The organism is Chitinophaga sp. 10T418 (assembly GCF_056394125.1).
The window spans coordinates 162483-183514 of record NZ_JBFTHG010000001.1 but is presented as its reverse complement, the minus strand read 5'-3'; the positions used below and the strand labels follow the sequence as shown (position 1 = coordinate 183514).

Genomic DNA, 21032 nt, shown 5'->3' with positions numbered 1-21032 from the left:
CTATTTACACATTTTATTACCAACCAAAAATCTGTTTCAGTCTGCCGTTCAATACCGTTTGATCCAACGGAATAGGACGATAATAGAACTTAGGCTCTATGAATGTGCGACCGTTACGATCAGCTGCAAACATAATATGCCCACTGTTGCCATTCTCCAGGTAAAAATTCTCGTTCAGATAATAACGACCCATATTTTTCTTAACACTCCACGGGATGTTATCGATGGAAGATGAATCCGCCAGAGACGGGAGGATAGCTATATCCGGTACATTATCTCCTGTCATATCTATTGCACCAACTGCAGGAACATACATTCCTTTAGGAGCTTCTTTCAGCAGGTTACCCGCTTTCCATCTGTTTACATCATTTGCGCGTAATCCTTCACAAGCCAGTTCTACTCTTCTTTCTCTTCTCACTTCCAGAATCACCCCTTTGCTGGCGCCACTTACATTAGTATAGGCTGTTGCCAATACCGGATCAATATTGGTATTAGCTGCTGCCATATTCATATCAGGCATCTGCACACGACTGCGTAATTTGTTAATCGTAGCATCAATATCTGCTTGCGTAATAGTACCCAGCTCAGCTTTCGCCTCTGCATAGTTCAGCAGCACTTCTCCAAAACGATAAATTGGTAAGGCGGTATAGTTCAGGTTCCAGCCTTTACGTAATGCCGGGTCACGTGGATAAAATTTCAGCTGATCATAACCACCTAAGTTAGGTTTGGCAACATATAAAATATTATCCATGGTAGTAGAAAACCCCGGATAAGCAACGGTTTCAGCTAAGCGTGGGTCACGATTATTGAAGGTGCCAAGGAAACCAATTTTATCATATCCAGCAATAGCAGTAAATGGAGTACCATCTTTCATGAGGTAGGTGTTCACCAGGCTTTGACTCAGCGACCATACCCAGCCCAATACCGTATGTGAGTTATTACCAATGCCCAAGGCTGCCTGATAATCACGCCACTGAATAATTTCAGGATTATTATCCAGTGCGGTGCTCACAAATAATGCACGATAAGACGCCGCACCATTGCCACCGGTATATACACTGAACTTTTTGCTATCCATTACCTGCTGAGCTGCCCATGCTGCCTTTTCCAGGAATTTATTAGCACTGCTCTGCAGATTTAATTCGTCATGATATTTACGGAAAGTACCTTCAAACAGGCAGAAACGGGACATTAATACCAGTGCTGCATACTTGTTTACGCGGGTACCGTTACCATCTTTTTCCTTCAGATGATCCACCGCATATTGCAGGTCATCCAACACAGAATCCGCTACCATGGCACGTGGATCCCGTGCTTTATACATGGAACTGTCTACATCGGACAATGCATGACCATAATAGGGAACATCAGAGTAGGCGGCAATCTTTGCAAAATAAAATTTCGCACGGAAATAACGGGCTACGCCTACATAGTGAGCAATTTCTGCTGCATCTCCCTGTGTCTTGTGAACATTGTCCAGCATAAAGTTCACCCGGCGCAACTGATCCCAGTCTTCCCAACCACCAATAGTAGAAGGAGTAATACCATTATGTACCAGTTTATCCATTTCACTGCCGGTATAGCTGGAGATGTTATCCGAATTGGCATCATCAAAAGGAGAGGATAGCTGATTATCATAAAACCCATTTACATAGGTATTCAGATCAGCGGGTGTATTAAAGAATGCATCCGGAGAAATTTCCGTTTGCGGATTACGTTGCAGAAAGTCCTTACTACAGGAAGCTGCAGTAACCCCTAATATGGTGAGTGATAATAAAAGCCACTTATTTTTCATGTTGCACATTTTAGAATTCATTAAAAGTTCAGGTTCAGACCACATGAATAGGTTTTCTGATAAGGATACAAGGCTCCATCCAGTCCTTCCGGATCAATATTGGCTTTCAGGTGAGAAATCGTAAAGATGTTTTCTGCACTGAAGTAGAAACGAACACGATTCAGTTTGATCCGGTCTGTCAAACTCTTTGGCAGCGTATAACCCAGCGTTACGTTCTTTAAGCGGGTATAGGCAGCATTCTGCAGGTAACGGGTTTGTGGTGCTCCCAGCTCCGAAGCATCTTCCGCGATATATGATTTCAAACGGGGGAAGTAGCCATTCGGTGTTTCCGGTGTCCAGCGATCCAGGTTATGGATTTGTACGTTGGTCCATGGTTGGGCATATACACCCCAGAAGTAGTGATTGCTCGGGCCAGGATACCAGTCTCTTTTACCAATGCCCTGTATCAGTGCACGGATATCAAAACCTTTATATGAGGCCGTCAGATCCACGCTGTAAGGAAAACGGGGAGCGGTATTACCAATGATCCTTCTGTCGCCGGGATTAGAAATCGTGTTATCACCATAATTGATTTTACCATCATGATTGAGATCTCTGAACTTCAGGTCACCTACGTAGAAAAGATAGTTCTGATCATCAGATCCTACTGCTGTCTGATCTGCATGATCTTTCAACTCTGTTTCATTCTGGAAAAATCCTTCTGTTTCCAGCCCCCAGATATCACCCAATTCCTGACCTTTATAATAGTTTCTGTTATTTATACCTGCATCATAGTTCTTCAATGATCCGCTCGGATTCGCAAAGCGTGTAATGAAGGAACGGCTGTCTGCCAGCAATAATTTCACACCATAACTAAAAGGATCCTTACCAATATTGAACTGATCTCTCCAGGATAAAGTCATTTCCCAGCCACGTGTTTTCAGGTCAGCAGAGTTGGTTTTAGGCGCTGGTGCACCATATACATTCGGCAACTCCTGGCTTTTGGCAAACATACCATTGGTATAGCGTGTATAACGGTCATAGCTAAACGATAATCTTTCTTTCAGGAAACTTACATCGATACCACCGTTGATCGTTTTCACCTGCTGCCAGGTATAGGTAGCTGTTACAGGTGTTGGATCATATACTGCCACTGGCAATTTACCATCCAGAATAGTGGATATATTACCTGGACTCATCAATGACATGTAACCATATTCTCCCCATTGCTGATCACCCAACGATCCATAAGAGCCACGGAGTTTCAGGAAATCCATACCAATCGTTTTCTTTATGCCATCAAAGAATTTTTCTTTAGACAGCACCCATGCAGCAGAAGCGGAAGGGAAAAAGCCCCAGCGGTTGTCCGCGCGGAAACGGGAAGAACCATCATTACGGGCATTCAGTTCTACAATATATTTATCGTCAAAAGTATAGTTCAAACGATAATAGATACCTCTTACTGCCCAATCCTTAATATGTTGCTCCTGCTTAACCAAACCAGTTGTCAGCTGTGAAGTAGGTAAACTCGGGCTGATTAGCCCATTAGCCGTTAAGAAGAAATTATTATAGTAGTGATACTCCTGGTTGAAACCCACCAGGGCGCCCACGGCATGCTTCCTGTTGAATGTTTTGTGAAAATCAGTGTATACGTTAAATACATTGTACTTCACTGAATTGCTGCTATTGGAAGCAGAAGACAGGTTGCCACCGGTATAATTTAATGGTTGACCCGGGCCGGTACTATAGGGTACCGGAATACTGAATCCTTTACCAACATCATTTCCACGTCTCCAGGTTGCATCTGCTTTTAAAGTCCATATATCTTTAATCAATCCCAGTTCTGCATTCAATGTAGTCATAAACTCACTCCAGGTATCCGCTTTTCGGCCGCCACTCTGTAATACACCTAAGAGATTGGCGCCATCCGACGTCCAGGTACCATCCGGATTATGCAATACAGACAACGAAGGGGTACGGTTTACCGCATTGAAGAAAGAATTATTGGTACTACCACTGTACATACTGGCGTCAGAGGTGCTGGTAGCAAAAGGCTGGTCATAGGTAGTATTGGTGTACATCGTATTTGTACCCAACTTAAAGCGGTCATTAAAGGTATAGGTAGCCTTTGCACGCAGGTTGTAACGCTCGTACTTATCAGGGTTGCTCTTTAACATACCATCCTGTGAATAATATTCACCTGATAAATAATAATTCAGTTTTTCATCCCCACGGGATACACTGAAATTAGCGGTGTAAGCGGGTGCTGATTTACTGTACACTTCATGCAACCAATCAGTTTCTCCGTAATAACTATATGATTTAGGATCGTTTGGATTCACAATTACTCTTGGCAAGGAAGGATCCTTGAGGAGTTGTGCGGCATAATCTCTGTCCGGCTGCGGATAAAGATTATATAACGGAGTAGCGGCATCGTGCTTGTATTGCATCACCGTTAGCGGATCCGTAATAATTTTAGGCACCATGCCCAAAGTACGCACCGCATAGTTGGTATTGGCACTTACTGCAATGCGGCCGTCTTTTCCGGATTTGGTGGTAATCAATATTACCCCGAAAGCGGCACGGGCACCGTAGATAGCAGCAGAAGCCGCATCCTTCAGTACGGTTACACTTTGTATATCCGCCGGATTAATTCTGGATACCTCATCACTGGTAAATGGAATATTGTCTACCAGGATAAAAGGATCACCACCATTGATAGACGTCACCCCACGCAGGTTGAACTTTGCGGCAGAAGAAGAACGACCATCGCTATTCGTAATATTCAGATTGGGGATCAATCCCTGTAAACCCGTACCCACGTTGGTAATAGGGCGGCTTTCCAGTTCTTTACCGGAAATAGCATCCACAGCACCACTGAGGTTTACTCTTTTCTGTTTGCCATAACCCACTACCACTACTTCATTCAAACCACTCGAATTTGCTTTCATCACTATGTTATAGTGCTGATCTGCCTTTGCCGTCATCTGCATGCTTTCATATCCCACATAGGAAAATTCCAGCAGGGCATTTTCCGGAGCATCCAGCGCAAAACGGCCGTTTTCATCGGTATGCGCGCCATGGGTAGTGCCTTTTACCAACACTGTTACCCCAATCAGCGGATTACCAGCTTCATCGGTTACTTTACCTTTTATGTTAATATTCAGCACTTTATCTCCAGCCTCCACAATCACCACCAGGTTATCTTTCATGACCTTATAATCAAGTGAAGTGCCTGCCAGTGCATTATCCAGGATAGCCCGTACCGGGGCATCCTTCATGCTGATGGATATTTTCTTATCAGGAATGATGGCGTTTTTATACAGGAATGTATAATCGCTTTGTTTCCCGATTAAGGTCAGGAGCTTCGCAATGTTGATGTTTTTGTAATCAACAGTGATCTTTTCCTGTGAAAATCCATGTGCGCTCAATTGCAGAAAACCTGCACAAAGCAATACAGAAGTTAGTTTCATACTTAGTAACAATTTCCTCATACGCCGACGGGGAATATGAGAAGGCCACCAATGACTTTTTTTCATAAATTTGTTTCGTTAGGTTAAATAATTAGGCCATTACCAGATTGTGTGGATCGGTTTAGTTGTTTTAGCCAGCAATTTTGAAAGGGGAATGTTCGAGCATTTCCCTTTTTTTATCTGCTGACTGCCGTAAAAAAAGTAATATGATTTATATGTCTAAAAGATGTTTACCATATATCAATAACATTTTCCTTATTGTTCACTTCATAATGAAATCCAGATGTTAATTGCAATGCCTGCAATATCCCATCTATACTCTGTTTGCGGAAGGCACCACTAAATACTTCATGCTTGTAACGGTCGTTTTTAAACCGTACCGTTACATTGTACCAGCGCTCCAGGTCGTGTGATAGTTGTTCAAACGTTATTTTATCAAACTCAAAACGGTCATTCATCCAGGCGGTCGTCTGACTGGCAGCGGAATCCCCCTCCTGGCTTAACTTTACAGGTGTAATGGTATAATTACTATTGTTGGCACTCACTGCTTTCACGGGTAAAGCAGTCATATTTTTTTTATCAATGATTAGTTTTTGCTCTGGCTGCAACACTACTACTTTATGTGCGCCGGCTGCAGCTCCCTCGGTAAAGCTCACCTCTACCTTTCCACTCAGCAAGGTGGCTTCTACAGTCGCATCTTCTGCATAGGCTTTTACGTTAAACACGGTGCCCAGCACTCTTATATTGGCATGCTCTGTTTGAATAATAAAAGGATGTTGCGGATCGTGCTTCACATCAAAATAAGCTTCTCCTACCAGTGTTACCTCCCGGTCGCCATTCAGGAACCTATTCACATCATAGCGTAAATGGCTGCAGGCATTCAACACCACGCTGGTACCATCCGGCAATACCACAGCGGTTTTAGAACCATTCCTGGTGACTACTTCGTTGCGGAAATTATGCTTCCCCGGTAGTTGCCATACACTGTATGCAGTTACTAATACCGCTACGCATGCAGCCACACCCAGCACCGCTTTCCACGGAAACATCCGTTTTATCTTTCCAGATGCCGGCGTCTCCATCAACCTGCTTATATTAGATAACCCTTCCTGTAATAACTGCTGTTCTTCTGTAGCAGAGAATCCATTATTTTCTTTCAGAATAGTAATATCGGCTACTATTGTATAAGCATAATGAAGCCCGGGGAATTGCAGCAGCAATTCATCCAGTTCTGTTAGCTCGTCCGGAGAAGCCTCTCCGGCAAGCTTTCTGGCCAGCAATATATTGATCCGGTGATCCTCAGTCATCTATTTTGTACATATTACACCTGAAGGACGAAAAGAAACAGAAAAACCCCCAAAAAAATTTTAAAAATAATTTTGGGTTGATATTGGAGCAGCCACAACCGGCAATAGGGATAAAATACAGCAACTTTCAGACAAAATAATATCGATGGAGAAAAGTTTACGGGATAATTAATTTTGTTAACTTTAGCGTAATCTACGTTATATAATTTGCAACCATTATCAGCGGACAAAGGAATGGACGAGAGTATAATAAGTGAACTTTTCAATAACATCACAGAGAACAATGATCAGACTGCCTTTCGCGCTTTCTACAATCATTTCTTTGTGACGCTGCTCCGTTTTTCCTATACGCTCACACATTCCAAAGAAGTAGCAGAAGAAATTACCAACGATGTTTTTATGCATTGCTGGCAAAAAAGAGCCTCTCTTTCTCATATAAAAAATCCACAGGTCTACCTTTTCGTCATCGCTAAAAACAAAGCCATCGACCATCTCCGTAAACAAGCGGCATCCAGACAGGTGTTTTTTGAAGAAGATGAGAAAATGGAAATTGCTTTTGACAGCAATCCGGAGCAACTCATGATTTCTGCAGAGATGATTCGTAAGATGGAATTTGCAGTGCAACAACTTCCACCAAAATGCAGAATGGTATTTACGCTGATCAAGCAAAATGGTATGAAGTACAAAGAAGTAGCATCTGTGCTGAACCTCTCTGTTAAAACAGTGGAAAACCAATTGGCTATTGCTATGAAACGCCTAACAGCAACTGTAAATTTCACCTTAGGTACCACTCCGAAAGCCGTAAGATAATTTTCTTTATTTCGATCGCAATAACGCGGGTAATCCTTCTTTCTCAAAAATAATTCTTCCTATTCTCAAATCAGACCAACCTGCACGCAACCGGTAAAGAAACTGGGGCACATCGTCCTTCAGCATACAATCAATATACCACGCATTCACTTCTTTCAACAAGGGTTGTAACTGGTACAAGTGTGTAGAGATCACAAAAAAACTGCCATCAAAATGATGCAATCCACTGATCGTTTGTTGAGAAATATCGAGGGCATCATCTACATTGGTCCCCCGGAATAATTCATCAAATACGGCGAAACAACGTTTACCTGCATGCGCCTCCCGTACCACATTCTTCAGGTGCTGCACTTCCATCATAAAATGACTATAACCATGTTTCAGGTCATCAGAGAGATTAATGATCACGGTAATGGAATCGAAATAAGGTAAGCGACAAAGGCTGGCTGGCACGCCCATACCGGCATGCGCCAGGTAAACACAAATGCCTATGGCCTTCAGCAGGGTTGATTTCCCCGACATATTAGGACCCGTCAGCAACATCACCGGACCATTGGTATCGAGGTTATTTTTGACAGGTTGACTTAATGCAGGATGATAAAAGTCTTTCATCTGGAATCCACTGTCTGTAAACTCAGGAAAAACAAATCCATGTTTTACGATACCTTTTGCCACCGACAACCAGGCCTCATATGCATAAAAAGTTTCCCAATGCCCTTTGGCAGTCTTTTCGTCAATTTTACGATTCAGCAGGTCTAATAAAAACAGCTGATCCTTTATACCAAATCGATCCTTACTGATACGATGAGCAATTTCCCTGGCCCGGAACATTGCCAGGTATTGCTTTAACGCGGCTATACGTTCCCCAAATACAGCAGGAAATACTCCCGGATCTATTGCTTCAAAATAGGCATGAAACTGCGCCATGAAAAGCGCCAGCTGTGCCAGCCGGCTTCTCATAGAATGCCGGTAACGACGACGCCACAATAGCTGAACAGTGGCAATTATATGATTGCTGTCGTAATAGTAATACTGGTCGTTTATTCGTGTAAAGGAATGTAGTACTTCTTCAAAGTCGTGTGTCGAATAGGCAATTTCCGTATATGCGTAACCGTTATCAATAAATGATTTAATGAGGGCTTGTCTTTCACATACGCCTTCCTGTGTGTCTGGTAGCTCAGATAACACGCCGGCCAGCTTTTTACGGGCATAGGTGTTGCCGGTAAAATMAAACAGTGGTAGTAGTTGCTTTTCTATTTCAAGGTCGGTAACATTGGCTTTCATCGCCAAAAGATAGAAAGAATATTGTGTCGCCTGCTGCTGGCATCGCTTTTTAACAAAATATATGGGAGCTTGTAAATTTGCTCCCATATATTTTACATGAGCTTATTAATAGGCCAATAATTCTTTGATAGCCGCTTCCACTTTTGCGGGTGTTGGTAGCATAGCGGCTTCCAGGCCGGTGTTTAAAGGTACAGCCGGTAAATCCATGGCCCCCAGCGTAAATACAGGTGCATCCAGGAACCGGAAGCAGGCTTTTTGAATACGGCCGGCAAGGGCCTGCGCGAAAGAGTTATTGAGCTGTTCTTCTGTCAGAATCAGGCATTTGCCATGTTGTTGTACTATGTCAAAAACAAGGGCTTCGTCCAGCGGAAATAATGTGCGCAGATCTACAATGGTAACATTGCCGGGATAGGCTTTGGCAGCAGCTTTGGCCCAATATACCCCCATACCGTATGTAATCACACACAAAGCATTTCCTTGCGCAACATCTTTAGGATGCGCGTATAATACCACGTTACCTTTTCCCATCGGCAGCACGTAATCTGCTGCAGGTTCCACCATCATGGCATCGAGGGTACCAGGTACTTTACTCCAGTACAATCCCTTATGTTCCAGCATCACCACTGGGTTCGGATCCAGGAAAGCAGCCTTCATCAAACCTTTCATGTCGGCCGCATTAGAAGGATACACCACCTTGATGCCTTTAATGCTCAGCAAGGTAGATTCCACGCTACCGGAATGATAAGGCCCACCACCGCCATAGGCGCCAATAGGCACGCGTATCAGTGTTTGTACCGGATATTTACCATTAGTTAAATAACATGATTTGGATATTTCTGTCACCAGCTGGTTGAATCCGGGATAGATGTAATCCGCAAACTGCACTTCTACTATAGGTTTTACGCCTACGGCAGAAAGCCCCGCAGTAGCGCCTATAATATAGGCTTCCTGTATAGCGGTGTTGTATACACGATGAGCGCCAAATTTATCACCAAGTGTAGCGGCTTCTCTGAAAACGCCTCCCAGTCTGCGCCCTACATCCTGTCCGAAAAATATAGCCTCCGGATGTTGCTGCATGATTTCTTCTACTGCATGCAAGGCCGCATCCACCATGACCACCTTGGTTTTACCATCGGGGGTACGGGTACCACTTTCTTCTGTAACAGCTGCGGGTGCAAACACATGCTCCTTCACTGTTTCCGGTGAAGGCTCGGGTGCTGCCACCGCTTTATCAAAAGCGGCCTGTATATCAGCAGCGGCGTTTTTTGCTATCTGATCCAGTACATCTGCGCTTATACCATGTTTCTCCAGCAATGCCCTTAGCTTTGGCAGTGGATCATTGGCAGCATGCTTTTCCAAGTCTTCCGCGGTACGATACCATTCCTTCCGTACGCCGGAAGTATGATGTCCCAATAGCGGCACATTTGCCTGCACCAATATAGGCCGGCGTTCCTGGCGAACATAATGGATCGCCGTTTCCATAGCAGCGTAGCTGGCCGTGAAATCACTTCCATCCACCCGCATACGTTCCAGTCCTTTGAAACCGGCAGCATACTCATATGCATCCATCGTGCGTACTTCTGCGGCGGTAGCGGAAATCCCCCAGTCATTGTCCTGTACCAGGTAAATAACCGGCAACTGTTTCAATACAGCAAACTGAAAGGCTTCACTGACCTCTCCTTCCGTTACGCTGCCATCGCCAAGGGAACATAATACAATGGGCATTTCTCTCTCCGGCCCCACTTTCAGCAGGTCGGAATGTATCTGTTCCAGGTATTGTATCCCTTGTGCCATCCCGGTGGTAGGAATTACCTGCATACCGGTAGCGCTGCTCTGGTGGGGAATTTGTGGTTTATCGGCTTCCCGGCTGTTAGGGTGACTGTAATAAGATCTGCCTGCGGAAAACGGGTCGTCTGCTTTTGCCAGCAGTTGCAGCATTAACTCATACGGGGTAAAGCCCATAGCCAGCAACATACTTTCGTCGCGGTAATAGGGACTCACAAAATCCCACGGCCGTAATTGCAGACCGGTGGCTATTTGTATGGCTTCATGACCGCGGGAAGTGGAGTGAACATATTTGCAGATGGCCCTGTTAGCCTCATAGGTAGCGGCCATACTGCCAGCCTCACACATCAGGCGCCAGGCTGTTAATAAATCAGCCATTTCGCCGMTGTTGCCGTCCGGATTGGAGGCAGGCGTTTTTAAAGTTGAAACGCTTGTGCTATCTTTAAACACAATAAGACTGTTTTGGTGATGATGGTGGTTCAAAAACAATAGTTGCCATAGCAACAGTTGCTAATGCAAATTAAATAATATGCCTGATACTTTCGTCAGTAATCCCTCTTTTTTTAAGTTGGATGCTACGCTCAAAAAATTGCGCAACTATTGGCAAAAAATGTTCGATGCCCAACAGAAGGACATTACAGTGGATCAATGGCTGCTGATAGAGAACTTATATAAACATAAAAAAACCACCCACAACGAGCTGGCCCGTAATACCTCTAAGGACATTACTACCATTTCGCGCATTATTGAATTGCTGGTAAAAAAAGGATTGGTAAAAAGAGAAGCAGATGTGATCGACCGGCGTAAGGTATATTTACAACTAACCCCAGCAGGTGTGGATAAATATAAAGACGTTAAATCGTTGGTATATGATATGCGGAAAATTKGCTGGAAAACGCTGACAGAAACAGATTATGCCGAGCTGACAAGGATTTTGGATACCATTTATGCGAATATCCCTTAACCAAGCCCATTTTCTTCTATTTTTTCCATTTTTAGTGCATTTCTGTATTTTAAGCGCTTTTTGCGTGTAGAAAACCAGGAAATGGTAAAAACATACTTATTTGAGGGCTTTTAGCACTAAACATCGCGACTAAATACCCTATATTTATTTGATAATAAATATTTTATGACATTTACCTCCTAAAAAACTTTAGCACCCCTTATTTCCATAAGAAACATCATTACACTATATTGATGTGAGGCATATCTATAGCCTTGGTCAATGATCAGGGCAATTAAGATGGGAACAGGGACCATAACCATTAAAGAGGATGAGCCAATTATCAGAATGTGTTGGTAATACAAACAAATATGGCAGATATCATCTATGGTTTTCATAGAAAATCATATAAATTTGACCATTTTTTCCGTTATTAGGCCATTTTTCTATTTATTATGTAAAAAATTAGCGGAGACCAGCAAGATATACATTGCCAGTCTCCGCTAACTTTTTATCAAAAAGGTCAAATCCAGTAGTCGCTTAGAGCAACAAAGCAAGTTATTTCACAGAAAACTCCAGCAGGCTATCGTTTTCTATAAAGGCTTCAAAAGCATCTCCTATTTCGGTGGGTCCTACACCGGCAGGTGTACCGGTAAAGATCAGATCACCGATATTCAGGGTAAAAAAGCGGGAAATATAAGCTACCAGGAAGTCAAAAGAGAATAAGAGATCCTGGGTATTACCTGATTGTGCCAGTTCTTTATTTTTATAAAGAACGAAATTAATATCCTTCTTATCCATTTCCGGGGTAATTGGAATGAAGTTCCCTACTACTGCAGAGTTATCGAAAGCTTTGGCGATCTCCCAGGGTAATCCTTTGGCTTTCTGCTTGTCCTGCAGATCGCGGGCAGTAAAGTCGATACCAACGGAAATATGATCGTAATATTTATCTGCAAACTTTTCCTGTATATGTTTACCATTCTTGCTCACTCTCAGCACCAGTTCACATTCGTAATGCAGGTTGCTGGTAAATTCAGGATAATAGAAGGGATGGCCATTCTGAAGGAGTGCATTCTTAGGTTTCATGAACAATACCGGTTCAGTAGGCACTTCATTCTTTAATTCTTTGGCATGGTCGGCATAGTTCCTGCCTACGCAAATAATTTTCATAATGCGTTTGTTTTTAAAGATAAAAAAAACAGATAGGTATCAGCTATACAAATTTACGTTACAACAGGAAAGTCAGTTTGTTACATTCATTCATAGTACGGGCAATACCAATGCTGGCAAAATTCTCGATAATTTCCGTGCTTTTATTAATCTTTTCCTGTACAACAGGTTCCTCTGTATTTTTCCATTTACTGAGTACAAACTCCACTTGTCTGCCTTTGGGATAATTGTTTCCCACTCCAAAACGCAGGCGGGGATACTGGTTGGTGCCCAATGATTCCTGAATACTTTTCAGTCCATTGTGTCCGGCGTCGCTGCCGCCGGGACGGAGTCTGATCACATCCAGCGGAAGGGCCAGATCATCCAGGATCACAAGCAGGTTTTCAACCGGGATCTTTTCTTTATCCAGCCAGTATTTGATGGCTCTGCCACTGAGATTCATGTAGGTGGTAGGCTTTATAACAATAAATGTTTTGCCTTTCCATTTGCATTCAGCCACATCTGCGAGGCGATCGTTATTAAAAACTGCTTTATGTTTGGCAGCAAAAGCATCTGCCACATCAAACCCGATATTATGCCGGGTATGCTTGTATTCGTCTCCGATATTGCCTAATCCTGCAATTAAGTATTTCATACAGATGATTTTCGAAGTACCGGGATCCATTCCGCTGCCCGGGAAATTCCAAAATTAAAAAGCCCCTCTAAAAGTAGAGAGGCTTTTTGAAAAAATATTTCTAAAAGATTATTTCTTTTTAGCGTCTTTTTCAGCAGTTGCTTCTTCCTGACGCAGCTGACGAGTCATTACCACAGAAGCGATAGGAATACGAGGAGAGTTGGTAACTTCAATACCTTCAATCTTCACGTCTTCTACGCGGATGTTCGCGTTCAGTTCCAGGTTATCGATGTTAACTTCGATATTTTCAACCAGGTGCTTAGGTAAAGCTTTTACTTTCAGCGCTTTCAGTTTGCTAACCAGTTTACCACCGGCTTTAACACCTACAGAAGAACCTACCAGTTTGATAGGAATAGTAACGGCTACTTGTTTGTCTTCTACCAGCTCCATGAAATCGATGTGAGCGAGAGAATCAGTAACTACGTCAAACTGCATATCTTTCAATACGCATCTGTAAGTTTTAGCACCCAGTTTAATTTCTGCAATCTGGAAAGCTGCAGTGTAAACCAGTGTTTTGAATGCTTTGGCAGGAGCTGAAAAATTAACAGTTTCTGCACCCCCGTAAATAACGCAAGGCACTTTTTCCTCAGAACGGATCTGGCGGGTGGCTTTTTTGCCGAATTCGCTCCTGAGTTGTCCTTCGATGGTTATTGTGTTCATTGTTTAGACAATTTATATTGATGATTAAAATACGTTATGAATCTCCCCGGCGATGGCTGTGAATAAACAAACTGGTGATCGATTTGTTTTCGTGCATATTACGGATAGCTACCGCAAAAAGCTCTGCTACTGAAATCACCTTGATCTTGGAATCCGGCCCCTGCGGTTTGATAGGAATGGTATCACATACCACTATCTCCTGCAGTACTGAGTTCTGGATGTTTTCGTACGCATTCCCGCTAAATACCGGGTGAGTACAAAATGCACGTACACTTCTGGCTCCTTTTTCCATTAACAGGTTAGCAGCTTTGGAAAGTGTTCCTGCAGTATCACAGATGTCGTCAATCAGCACAATATCCCTGTCTTTCACATCCCCGATCACTACCATAGATGCTATTTCATTGGCACGTTTACGATGTTTGTCGCAAATAACCATCTCAGCATTAAAGTAAGACGCAACCTCACGCACTCTATTAGTGCTACCTACGTCAGGGGACGCAAAGGTAAGATTTTCTAACCTTAAATTCTCTATATAAGGAATAAAAATAGCGGAACTATCCAGGTGATCTACCGGGATATCAAAGAACCCTTGAATCTGCGGAGCATGTAAATCCATGGTTATCACCCTGTTAGCTCCCGCTGAAGTAAGCAGATTTGCTAACAGTTTAGATCCGATAGCCACACGGGGCTTATCTTTTCTATCCTGGCGAGCGTAACCGAAATAAGGGATGACTGCTGTAATATAGCCGGCAGAAGCGCGTTTGGCGGCATCGATCATCAGCAGTAGTTCCAATAGATTATCGGATGGCGCACTGGTGCCCTGAATCAGGAAAACATAGTCGCCACGGATACTCTCCAGGAATACAGGCTGGATCTCGCCATCGCTGAATTTCTGAATTTTTACTTTGCCAAGACCGCCATTAAGACCCTTGCCATATTTCTTGGCAATTTTCTCGGCCAATGCCGGATTGCTGTTGCCTGTGAAAATTTTTACTGAAGGTTGCATACTAGATACTAGTGGAAAAGAGGTTGCAAAACTATGATTTTTGGGAGTACCAGCCTGATTTTTTTTGAAATACAAATCATATAGTTGTTTTAAAACAACTATAAATTACATTGTATCAAATCATTCGGAAAGGTAAATCGTCCCGAAAAATTCCCATAACGATCGATACCCAATATAACAATTTTATAACGATCCGGGAGAAAATGGGATAAAAATGTGTTGGGTAGCCGCATAATTCCGGAAGAGTGATCGTATATTTGAGTAAATGGAATAAGTCATGTTTGTTAACGTTAAACCAGCTCCCCACCTGGCCATGCGCCAATGGCCCGAAAACGAAAAGCCCAGAGAAAAGTTAGTAAATATTGGCGCTGCCGCACTCAGTGACGCAGAATTATTAGCCATTTTACTACACACAGGACATAAAAATAAATCTGCTCTTGAACTGGCCACGGAAATCCTCCGGCTGGCCCACAACAACCTGTCAGAACTCGGGAAAATAAATGTGAAACAGCTACAGCAGCTCAATGGTATGGGCCATGCCAAAGCAGTAACGGTTTTAGCCGCCATGGAACTGGCCCGCAGAAGACAGGCAGGTTCCATTCACAAAAAAACCGTGATCAACAACGGCTCCGACGCCGCCATGTTCTTCAAACCTTTACTGGCCGACCAATGCCATGAAACCTTCTACGTCATGTTCCTTAATCACGCCAATAAGGTTCTCCGTTATCGCTGCATGAGCAGCGGCGGCATGACCAGCACCGTAGTAGATCCCCGCATCATTTTTCGCGAAGCCCTCGATGCCAATGCCACTAAATTACTCCTTTGCCATAATCACCCCTCCGGCAGTTTGCGCCCCAGCCAGGCAGATATCCGCATTACCCACAAAATAAAAGACGTGGGCCTCCTCTTCGATATTGACGTAATGGACCATATCATCGTTTCCGAAACAGGCTATTGCAGCCTCGTGGAAGAAGGGATGATCTGAGATGATGATATTTGTTTACTTTCGCACATATTTATTCATTTTCCATATGCTCAAAATAGGACTCTTCGGCGTAGGACATTTAGGTAAAATACACCTCTCTCAACTGGCCACCATGAAAGACGTAGAAGTTGTAGGCTTCTATGATCCAAACAATGCAAACGCAGCCAGCATCTCCGAGCAATATAATATTCCGCGCTTTACCGTAGCGGAAGAACTGATACAGATCGTAGACGCCATAGACATTGTGGCACCGACCACCCTGCACTTCAAATTATGTGAACAGGCTATCCGGAACGGCAAACACATATTCGTGGAAAAACCCATGACCAACACCATGGATGAAGCCAAAACACTGGTAAAACTGGTGGATGAAGCGAATATCAAATTCCAGGTAGGACATGTGGAACGCTTCAACCCTGCCTTCCTGGCACTCAAGGGATACGACCTTAAACCTATGTTCATTGAAGTACATCGCCTGGCAGAATTCAATCCCCGTGGTACCGATGTAAGCGTGATCCTGGATCTGATGATCCATGATATCGATATTATACTGAGCATCGTGAAATCTACTGTAAGCCGCATTTCCGCCAGTGGCGTAGCTGTAATGAGCGACACCCCGGATATTGCCAACGTACGCATCGAGTTCCATAATGGTTGTGTAGCCAATCTCACCTCCAGCCGCATTTCCCTGAAGAAAATGCGCAAAATGCGCCTCTTCCAGAAAGACGCCTACATCGGCATTGACTTCCTGGATAAAAAAGCAGAAATCATCAAACTGAAAACTCCGGAAGACGAAGGATTATTTACCCTGGATATCGAAACCAACAACGGCAAAAAAACCATCGCGATCGATAATCCGGAAATCAAACAATCTAATGCCATCCGTATGGAACTGGAAATGTTCCGTGACAGCATCCTGCAAAACAAACCAGTAGTCGTGAATGCGATTGATGGCCTGCAGGCAATGGATGTAGCGCATCAGATTTTAGCGAAAATAAATAAGGGACTGTCCGAAACAGCCGCCGCAAAATAACTCCGATTGTAACAAAAGCCGCTGTCTGCCCGTTTTCAGAAAGCAACCAAACACTTATGAAACGAATACTATTAGCGCTGACGGCGGCTTTGATCCTTACTTCCTGTTTTAAGGACCCTCCACCTCCTGTTACCACCTACATGTGGTATAAAGAAACACTTTGCAACGATCCCTGGGGCAAAGCGCTAACCACCAGCAGCGACACAGTAGCTACCTGGTTTTCTAAACAAAAAATCTCCTTTAAAATGATCACCATTCAGGGACAAATATTTTCCGGTGCCGCTGGTTATACCAACTGCGATACCATTACCAATCGGCTGATTACGGCAGAAGTATACTTTGCTGATACTGCAAAAGCAGCAACAGCGGGCTTTAGAAAGGATTAAAATTTAACTTCTCGGGAGGAATAACGACAACGTATATACGCTGTTCTTTCACAGCATTTACGGATGTACTGAAAAATATTGCTTACTCTCTGTCCTTCAGCAATGCCTCGGCAATAGTAAGGTCCAGCGGCTTGGTAATTTTGATATTAGACTCCTCTCCTGCCAACAGGTACACGGGATGTCCCAATCGCTCCACTACCGTAGCTTCATCCGTAAATAACGGATCGTAAGGCAGTTCAAAAGCAGGTAGAATCAGTTCAGAGAGAAAAGTTTGCGGAGTTTGAATGATTTTGAAACGATCGCGGTCCACAGCAGCATTAGCGCCGGCTGTTATCTCCCGGATACTATCTTTCATATCAATTACAGGAATAGCACTGCCATGGCTGAGTGCAGCTTCATAACAGGCACGGATCAACGTAGTAGATACCAGCGGCCGAACTCCATCATGTATAAACACCACAGATGGCTCCGTTACTTGTTGTAAACCATTTTTAACAGAATGGAAACGCGTTTCTCCACCTTTTACAATGGTAATAGTTGGCAACTGATCGAAAGCCAGCAATAAATGATTGGCAAAAGTAAAATGAGCTTCCGGAAGTACCAGCACAATTTCCATATCAGGGAAAGCGGTGGCGAAAGCAGCTATAGTGTGGTATAATACAGGTTTTCCTGACAGGTCCAGGAACTGTTTTGGGACAGCGCTCTGCATCCGGGTACCGGAACCTCCGGCAACGATGATGGCTACTTTTTTATATTCCATATAAAAAAGAATTACGAATTACGAATTTCAAATTACGGGTGTGTAATTTGAAATTCATAATTCGTAATTCGTAATTTTTTAAACGATCAGCATGGCATCGCCATAACTGAAGAAACGATATTTTTCTTTAATCGCCTGCTGATAAGCTTCCATGATCAGATCATATCCTGCAAATGCACAGGTCATAATCAATAAACTGGTCTTAGGCAGGTGGAAGTTCGTTACCAACGCATTTGGAATAGCAAATTCGTACGGCGGATGAATGAACGTATTAGTCCACCCTTCAGCTGCTTTCAGGTGGTTTTGTGCAGTTACAGAAGATTCTACAGCACGTACAGAGGTAGTACCAATAGCGCAGATCTTGCGGTTTTCTTCTTTTGCTTTGTTCACCACTTTCACCGCGTGATCTTCAATGTGAAAATACTCCGCATCCATTTTGTGTTTGCTCAGATCTTCTACCTCAATCGGGCGGAAAGTACCTAAACCTGTGTGCAGCGTTACTTCTGCAAACTTAACACCTTTGATTTCCAAACGCTTGATCAACTCACGGCTGAAGTGCAAACCTGCAGTAGGTGCTGCTACAGCGCCTTCATACTTGGCATACACAGTCTGATAACGCTCCTTATCTTCATCTTCCGGCTTACGTTTGATATACTTAGGCAACGGAGTTTCTCCCAGCTGATCTAACACCTGTTTGAATTCTTCGTCATTGCCCTCAAATAAGAAACGAATAGTACGGCCTCTTGATGTAGTGTTATCAATTACCTCTGCCACCAACGTCTCGTCATCGCCAAAATACAATTTGTTACCCACACGGATTTTACGCGCCGGGTCAACAATTACGTCCCACAAACGGTTTTGCTTGTTCAGCTCACGCAGCAGAAATACTTCAATTTTTGCTCCTGTTTTCTCCTTACGGCCATATAACCTTGCAGGAAATACCTTGGTATTGTTCACTATCATTACGTCCTTGTCATTGAAATAACCGAGGATGTCCTTGAATACTTTGTGTTCAATTTTGCCGGTATTACGATGTACCACCATTAAGCGTGATTCATCTCTTGTCTTGGTAGGGTGCTGGGCGATCAGATTTAAAGGAAGATCGAATTTGAACTGTGATAGTTTCATATTACGGTATGAATGAATTTTAGAGGTGCAAAGCTACCGATTATTATCTATATCATCAAAAAATGATATAAAAAGCATAATAGTCAAATAATTATATATTATATTCCTTTAGGAATGGCTGCAATCAGTTGTTGTGTGTAAGCGTTTCCGGGATGGTTGTAAACGGCATCTGCCGCCCCGGTTTCTACGATCCTGCCCCGTTGCATTACCATCATCCGGTCACTGATAAATCGCACTACAGAAAGGTCATGCGAAATAAAAATGCAGGTGAAGCCCAGCTCCTCTCTCAAACGGATCAGCAAATTCAGTACCTGTGCCTGGATACTCACATCCAGTGCGGCTACAGATTCATCACAGATAATAAACGATGGTTCCACCGCCAGTGCACGCGCAATCACAATCCGCTGCCGCTGTCCACCTGAAAACTCGTGCGGATAACGGTTATAATGATCAGCTTGTAGATTTACCTTCTCCAGCAACTCCAGTACTTTTTCTTTTTGCCTGCGGGCATTGCCATATAACCCATGTACCTGCATCGGTTCCAGGATAGCGGCACCAATAGTTTGCCGGGGATTCAATGAGGCATAAGGATCCTGGAATATAAGCTGCATATCCTTGCGCAGCGCCCGCATATCGCCGGCTGATAAACTCCTCACATCCTGTCCCTTATAAATAATACTGCCTGCTGTAGGTTCTATCAATCTTAATAAAGATCTGCCGAGCGTAGTTTTGCCACAACCGGATTCGCCCACCAGACCCAGGGTTTCGCCTGTTCTTACAGTAAAGCTCACATCATCCACTGCTTTAGCCCACTGTAACACTTTGCCGGTAATACTTCTTTTAACAGGAAACCAGGTCTTAAGGCCGGTTACTTCCAGCAAAGGTGTGGCTGCAGCCAGCTGCTGCTCGCGTTGCCGCAAAGCAGCTTCCGGAATCACCAGTGAATGCACCAGCTCCTGTATGGCCCCGGCCTTTTCGTATATCTGTCCCTGTGAGTCTGTTTCCATAAAATCACGGATAACGGGTAGTCTTACCAAACGCTTATCCAGCGGAGGGCGACAAGCCAGCAACCCCTTGGTATACGGATGTTGTGGATGCAGGAATACGTCCCTGACATTTCCTTCTTCCACAATATTTCCTTTGTACATCACCACTACCCTGCTGGCAATTTCTGCCACCACGCCCAGGTCATGTGTAATGAAAATAACGCTCATATCCATTTGCTGCTGCAGCTCCCGGAGCAATTCCAGGATCGCTTTCTGAACGGTAACGTCCAATGCGGTGGTAGGTTCATCGGCTATCAACAGCCGGGGATGACAGGAAATGGCCATCGCAATCATCACCCGTTGCTTTTGTCCGCCGGAGAGCTCATGTGGATAACGATCCATGATGCCGGCCGGATCAGGTAATTTCACTTTTTCAAACAGGGCTATCACCTGTTCCCGTGCTACTTTATGTGTACTGCGCTGATGTAAACGGATCACCTCTGCCACCTGTTCCCCGCAGGTATGCAGTGGATTGAGGGCGGTCATGGGCTCCTGAAATATCATGGCTATTTCGTTGCCCCGATAGTTGCGCATGTCGGCATCGGGCAACTGTAGCAGGTTTACTGCTGTATCGGTTGTTGCCTGGTATAGGATCTTTCCACCGGAGATGGTGCCTGGCAAATCTATCTGCCGCATGAGCGAGAGGGCAGTAACGGATTTACCCGAGCCGGATTCTCCTACTACGCCCACTATTTCGCCCTTGCCTATAGAAAGGGAAATCTGATTAATAGCTGTTGTTCTTGTTTGGCCGGCCTGGAAAGTAACTTCCAGGTCCTGTATCTCTACCCGCGAGGAAAGCATACCGGGAA

17 protein-coding genes are annotated in these 21032 nt (G+C 43.9%); 5 read left to right on the top strand and 12 right to left on the bottom strand.

Annotation, left to right across the window (positions count from 1 at the left end; all coding sequences use genetic code 11):
• Nucleotides 1-16: 16 nt before the first annotated feature.
• The 3 genes from AC1DCV_RS00705 to AC1DCV_RS00695 form a co-directional block, all read right to left on the bottom strand.
• Entirely contained in the window at nt 17-1795 is a 1779-nt protein-coding gene (locus AC1DCV_RS00705; protein WP_477021405.1) for a RagB/SusD family nutrient uptake outer membrane protein, read from the bottom strand.
• 20 nt (nt 1796-1815) lie between these two features.
• The gene (locus AC1DCV_RS00700; protein WP_477021404.1) at nt 1816-5247 is read right to left on the bottom strand and encodes a SusC/RagA family TonB-linked outer membrane protein; all 3432 of its coding nucleotides are present in this window, start codon (nt 5245-5247) and stop codon (nt 1816-1818) included.
• Between the two features lie 230 nt (nt 5248-5477).
• Entirely contained in the window at nt 5478-6554 is a 1077-nt protein-coding gene (locus AC1DCV_RS00695) for a FecR family protein (protein WP_477021403.1), read from the bottom strand.
• Between the two features lie 207 nt (nt 6555-6761).
• On the opposite strand from AC1DCV_RS00695, the gene AC1DCV_RS00690 reads away from it, so the two are divergent.
• Nucleotides 6762-7364 carry an RNA polymerase sigma-70 factor gene (locus AC1DCV_RS00690; protein ID WP_477021402.1) on the top strand — a complete coding sequence of 201 codons (603 nt, stop codon included), beginning with the start codon at nt 6762-6764 and terminating at the stop codon, nt 7362-7364.
• A gap of 6 nt (nt 7365-7370) precedes the next feature.
• Here the strand turns inward: AC1DCV_RS00690 and AC1DCV_RS00685 are convergent, their stop codons facing one another.
• A complete protein-coding gene (locus AC1DCV_RS00685) occupies nt 7371-8648 on the bottom strand; it encodes a MutS-related protein (protein WP_477021401.1) in 1278 nt (425 codons plus the stop codon).
• 105 nt (nt 8649-8753) lie between these two features.
• Entirely contained in the window at nt 8754-10811 is a 2058-nt protein-coding gene (locus tag AC1DCV_RS00680) for an alpha-ketoacid dehydrogenase subunit alpha/beta (protein WP_477021400.1), read from the bottom strand.
• A gap of 151 nt (nt 10812-10962) precedes the next feature.
• On the opposite strand from AC1DCV_RS00680, the gene AC1DCV_RS00675 reads away from it, so the two are divergent.
• On the top strand, nt 10963-11397 hold the full coding sequence (locus tag AC1DCV_RS00675) for a MarR family winged helix-turn-helix transcriptional regulator (RefSeq protein ID WP_477021399.1): 435 nt from the start codon (nt 10963-10965) through the stop codon (nt 11395-11397).
• A 537-nt stretch (nt 11398-11934) separates the two neighbouring features.
• On the opposite strand, the gene AC1DCV_RS00670 is transcribed toward AC1DCV_RS00675, so the two are convergent.
• The 4 genes from AC1DCV_RS00670 to AC1DCV_RS00655 all read right to left on the bottom strand — a co-directional run bounded on the left by AC1DCV_RS00670 (nt 11935) and on the right by AC1DCV_RS00655 (nt 14885).
• On the bottom strand, nt 11935-12546 hold the full coding sequence (locus AC1DCV_RS00670; protein ID WP_331959262.1) for a fumarylacetoacetate hydrolase family protein: 612 nt from the start codon (nt 12544-12546) through the stop codon (nt 11935-11937).
• A 58-nt stretch (nt 12547-12604) separates the two neighbouring features.
• Nucleotides 12605-13180 (bottom strand): aminoacyl-tRNA hydrolase, encoded by a 576-nt coding sequence (pth, locus tag AC1DCV_RS00665; RefSeq protein WP_477021398.1) that lies wholly within the window; start codon nt 13178-13180, stop codon nt 12605-12607.
• 108 nt (nt 13181-13288) lie between these two features.
• Nucleotides 13289-13879: a 50S ribosomal protein L25 gene (locus AC1DCV_RS00660; RefSeq protein WP_331959269.1), complete on the bottom strand. Its 591-nt coding sequence runs from the start codon at nt 13877-13879 to the stop codon at nt 13289-13291.
• Between the two features lie 34 nt (nt 13880-13913).
• On the bottom strand, nt 13914-14885 hold the full coding sequence (locus AC1DCV_RS00655; protein WP_441572704.1) for a ribose-phosphate pyrophosphokinase: 972 nt from the start codon (nt 14883-14885) through the stop codon (nt 13914-13916).
• A gap of 277 nt (nt 14886-15162) precedes the next feature.
• Between AC1DCV_RS00655 and radC the strand changes: the two genes are divergently transcribed.
• Genes radC through AC1DCV_RS00640 form a run of 3 tightly spaced genes read left to right on the top strand, consistent with a single transcriptional unit; the run spans nt 15163 to nt 17289 of the window.
• On the top strand, nt 15163-15870 hold the full coding sequence (gene radC, locus AC1DCV_RS00650) for a RadC family protein (protein ID WP_441572705.1): 708 nt from the start codon (nt 15163-15165) through the stop codon (nt 15868-15870).
• A 46-nt stretch (nt 15871-15916) separates the two neighbouring features.
• Nucleotides 15917-16903 (top strand): Gfo/Idh/MocA family protein, encoded by a 987-nt coding sequence (locus tag AC1DCV_RS00645; RefSeq protein WP_477021397.1) that lies wholly within the window; start codon nt 15917-15919, stop codon nt 16901-16903.
• A 56-nt stretch (nt 16904-16959) separates the two neighbouring features.
• The gene (locus tag AC1DCV_RS00640) at nt 16960-17289 is read left to right on the top strand and encodes a lipoprotein (RefSeq protein ID WP_477021396.1); all 330 of its coding nucleotides are present in this window, start codon (nt 16960-16962) and stop codon (nt 17287-17289) included.
• Between the two features lie 82 nt (nt 17290-17371).
• Here AC1DCV_RS00640 and AC1DCV_RS00635 read toward each other — a convergent pair whose 3' ends face one another.
• The 3 genes from AC1DCV_RS00635 to AC1DCV_RS00625 form a co-directional block, all read right to left on the bottom strand.
• Complete coding sequence (locus AC1DCV_RS00635; RefSeq protein WP_477021395.1) at nt 17372-18049, bottom strand: 2-C-methyl-D-erythritol 4-phosphate cytidylyltransferase; 678 nt, start codon at nt 18047-18049, stop codon at nt 17372-17374.
• 78 nt (nt 18050-18127) lie between these two features.
• Nucleotides 18128-19177, bottom strand: coding sequence for a tRNA preQ1(34) S-adenosylmethionine ribosyltransferase-isomerase QueA (gene queA / locus AC1DCV_RS00630; RefSeq protein ID WP_441572709.1), 1050 nt, complete (start codon nt 19175-19177; stop codon nt 18128-18130).
• A gap of 98 nt (nt 19178-19275) precedes the next feature.
• Nucleotides 19276-21024 (bottom strand): ABC transporter ATP-binding protein, encoded by a 1749-nt coding sequence (locus AC1DCV_RS00625; RefSeq protein ID WP_477021394.1) that lies wholly within the window; start codon nt 21022-21024, stop codon nt 19276-19278.
• Between the last annotated feature and the right edge of the window lie 8 nt (nt 21025-21032).

Excerpts from the sequence above, each read along its gene's own strand:
- AC1DCV_RS00705 (WP_477021405.1), bottom strand. The coding sequence starts at position 1,795 with ATGAAAAATAAGTGGCTTTTATTATCACTCACCATATTAGGGGTTACT.
- AC1DCV_RS00700 (WP_477021404.1), bottom strand. The coding sequence starts at position 5,247 with ATGAAACTAACTTCTGTATTGCTTTGTGCAGGTTTTCTGCAATTGAGC.
- AC1DCV_RS00695 (WP_477021403.1), bottom strand. The coding sequence starts at position 6,554 with ATGACTGAGGATCACCGGATCAATATATTGCTGGCCAGAAAGCTTGCC.
- AC1DCV_RS00680 (WP_477021400.1), bottom strand. The coding sequence starts at position 10,811 with ATGGCTGATTTATTAACAGCCTGGCGCCTGATGTGTGAGGCTGGCAGT.
- AC1DCV_RS00670 (WP_331959262.1), bottom strand. The coding sequence starts at position 12,546 with ATGAAAATTATTTGCGTAGGCAGGAACTATGCCGACCATGCCAAAGAA.
- pth (WP_477021398.1), bottom strand. The coding sequence starts at position 13,180 with ATGAAATACTTAATTGCAGGATTAGGCAATATCGGAGACGAATACAAG.
- AC1DCV_RS00660 (WP_331959269.1), bottom strand. The coding sequence starts at position 13,879 with ATGAACACAATAACCATCGAAGGACAACTCAGGAGCGAATTCGGCAAA.
- AC1DCV_RS00655 (WP_441572704.1), bottom strand. The coding sequence starts at position 14,885 with ATGCAACCTTCAGTAAAAATTTTCACAGGCAACAGCAATCCGGCATTG.
- radC (WP_441572705.1), top strand. The coding sequence starts at position 15,163 with ATGTTTGTTAACGTTAAACCAGCTCCCCACCTGGCCATGCGCCAATGG.
- AC1DCV_RS00645 (WP_477021397.1), top strand. The coding sequence starts at position 15,917 with ATGCTCAAAATAGGACTCTTCGGCGTAGGACATTTAGGTAAAATACAC.
- AC1DCV_RS00640 (WP_477021396.1), top strand. The coding sequence starts at position 16,960 with ATGAAACGAATACTATTAGCGCTGACGGCGGCTTTGATCCTTACTTCC.
- AC1DCV_RS00635 (WP_477021395.1), bottom strand. The coding sequence starts at position 18,049 with ATGGAATATAAAAAAGTAGCCATCATCGTTGCCGGAGGTTCCGGTACC.
- queA (WP_441572709.1), bottom strand. The coding sequence starts at position 19,177 with ATGAAACTATCACAGTTCAAATTCGATCTTCCTTTAAATCTGATCGCC.
- AC1DCV_RS00625 (WP_477021394.1), bottom strand. The coding sequence starts at position 21,024 with ATGCTTTCCTCGCGGGTAGAGATACAGGACCTGGAAGTTACTTTCCAG.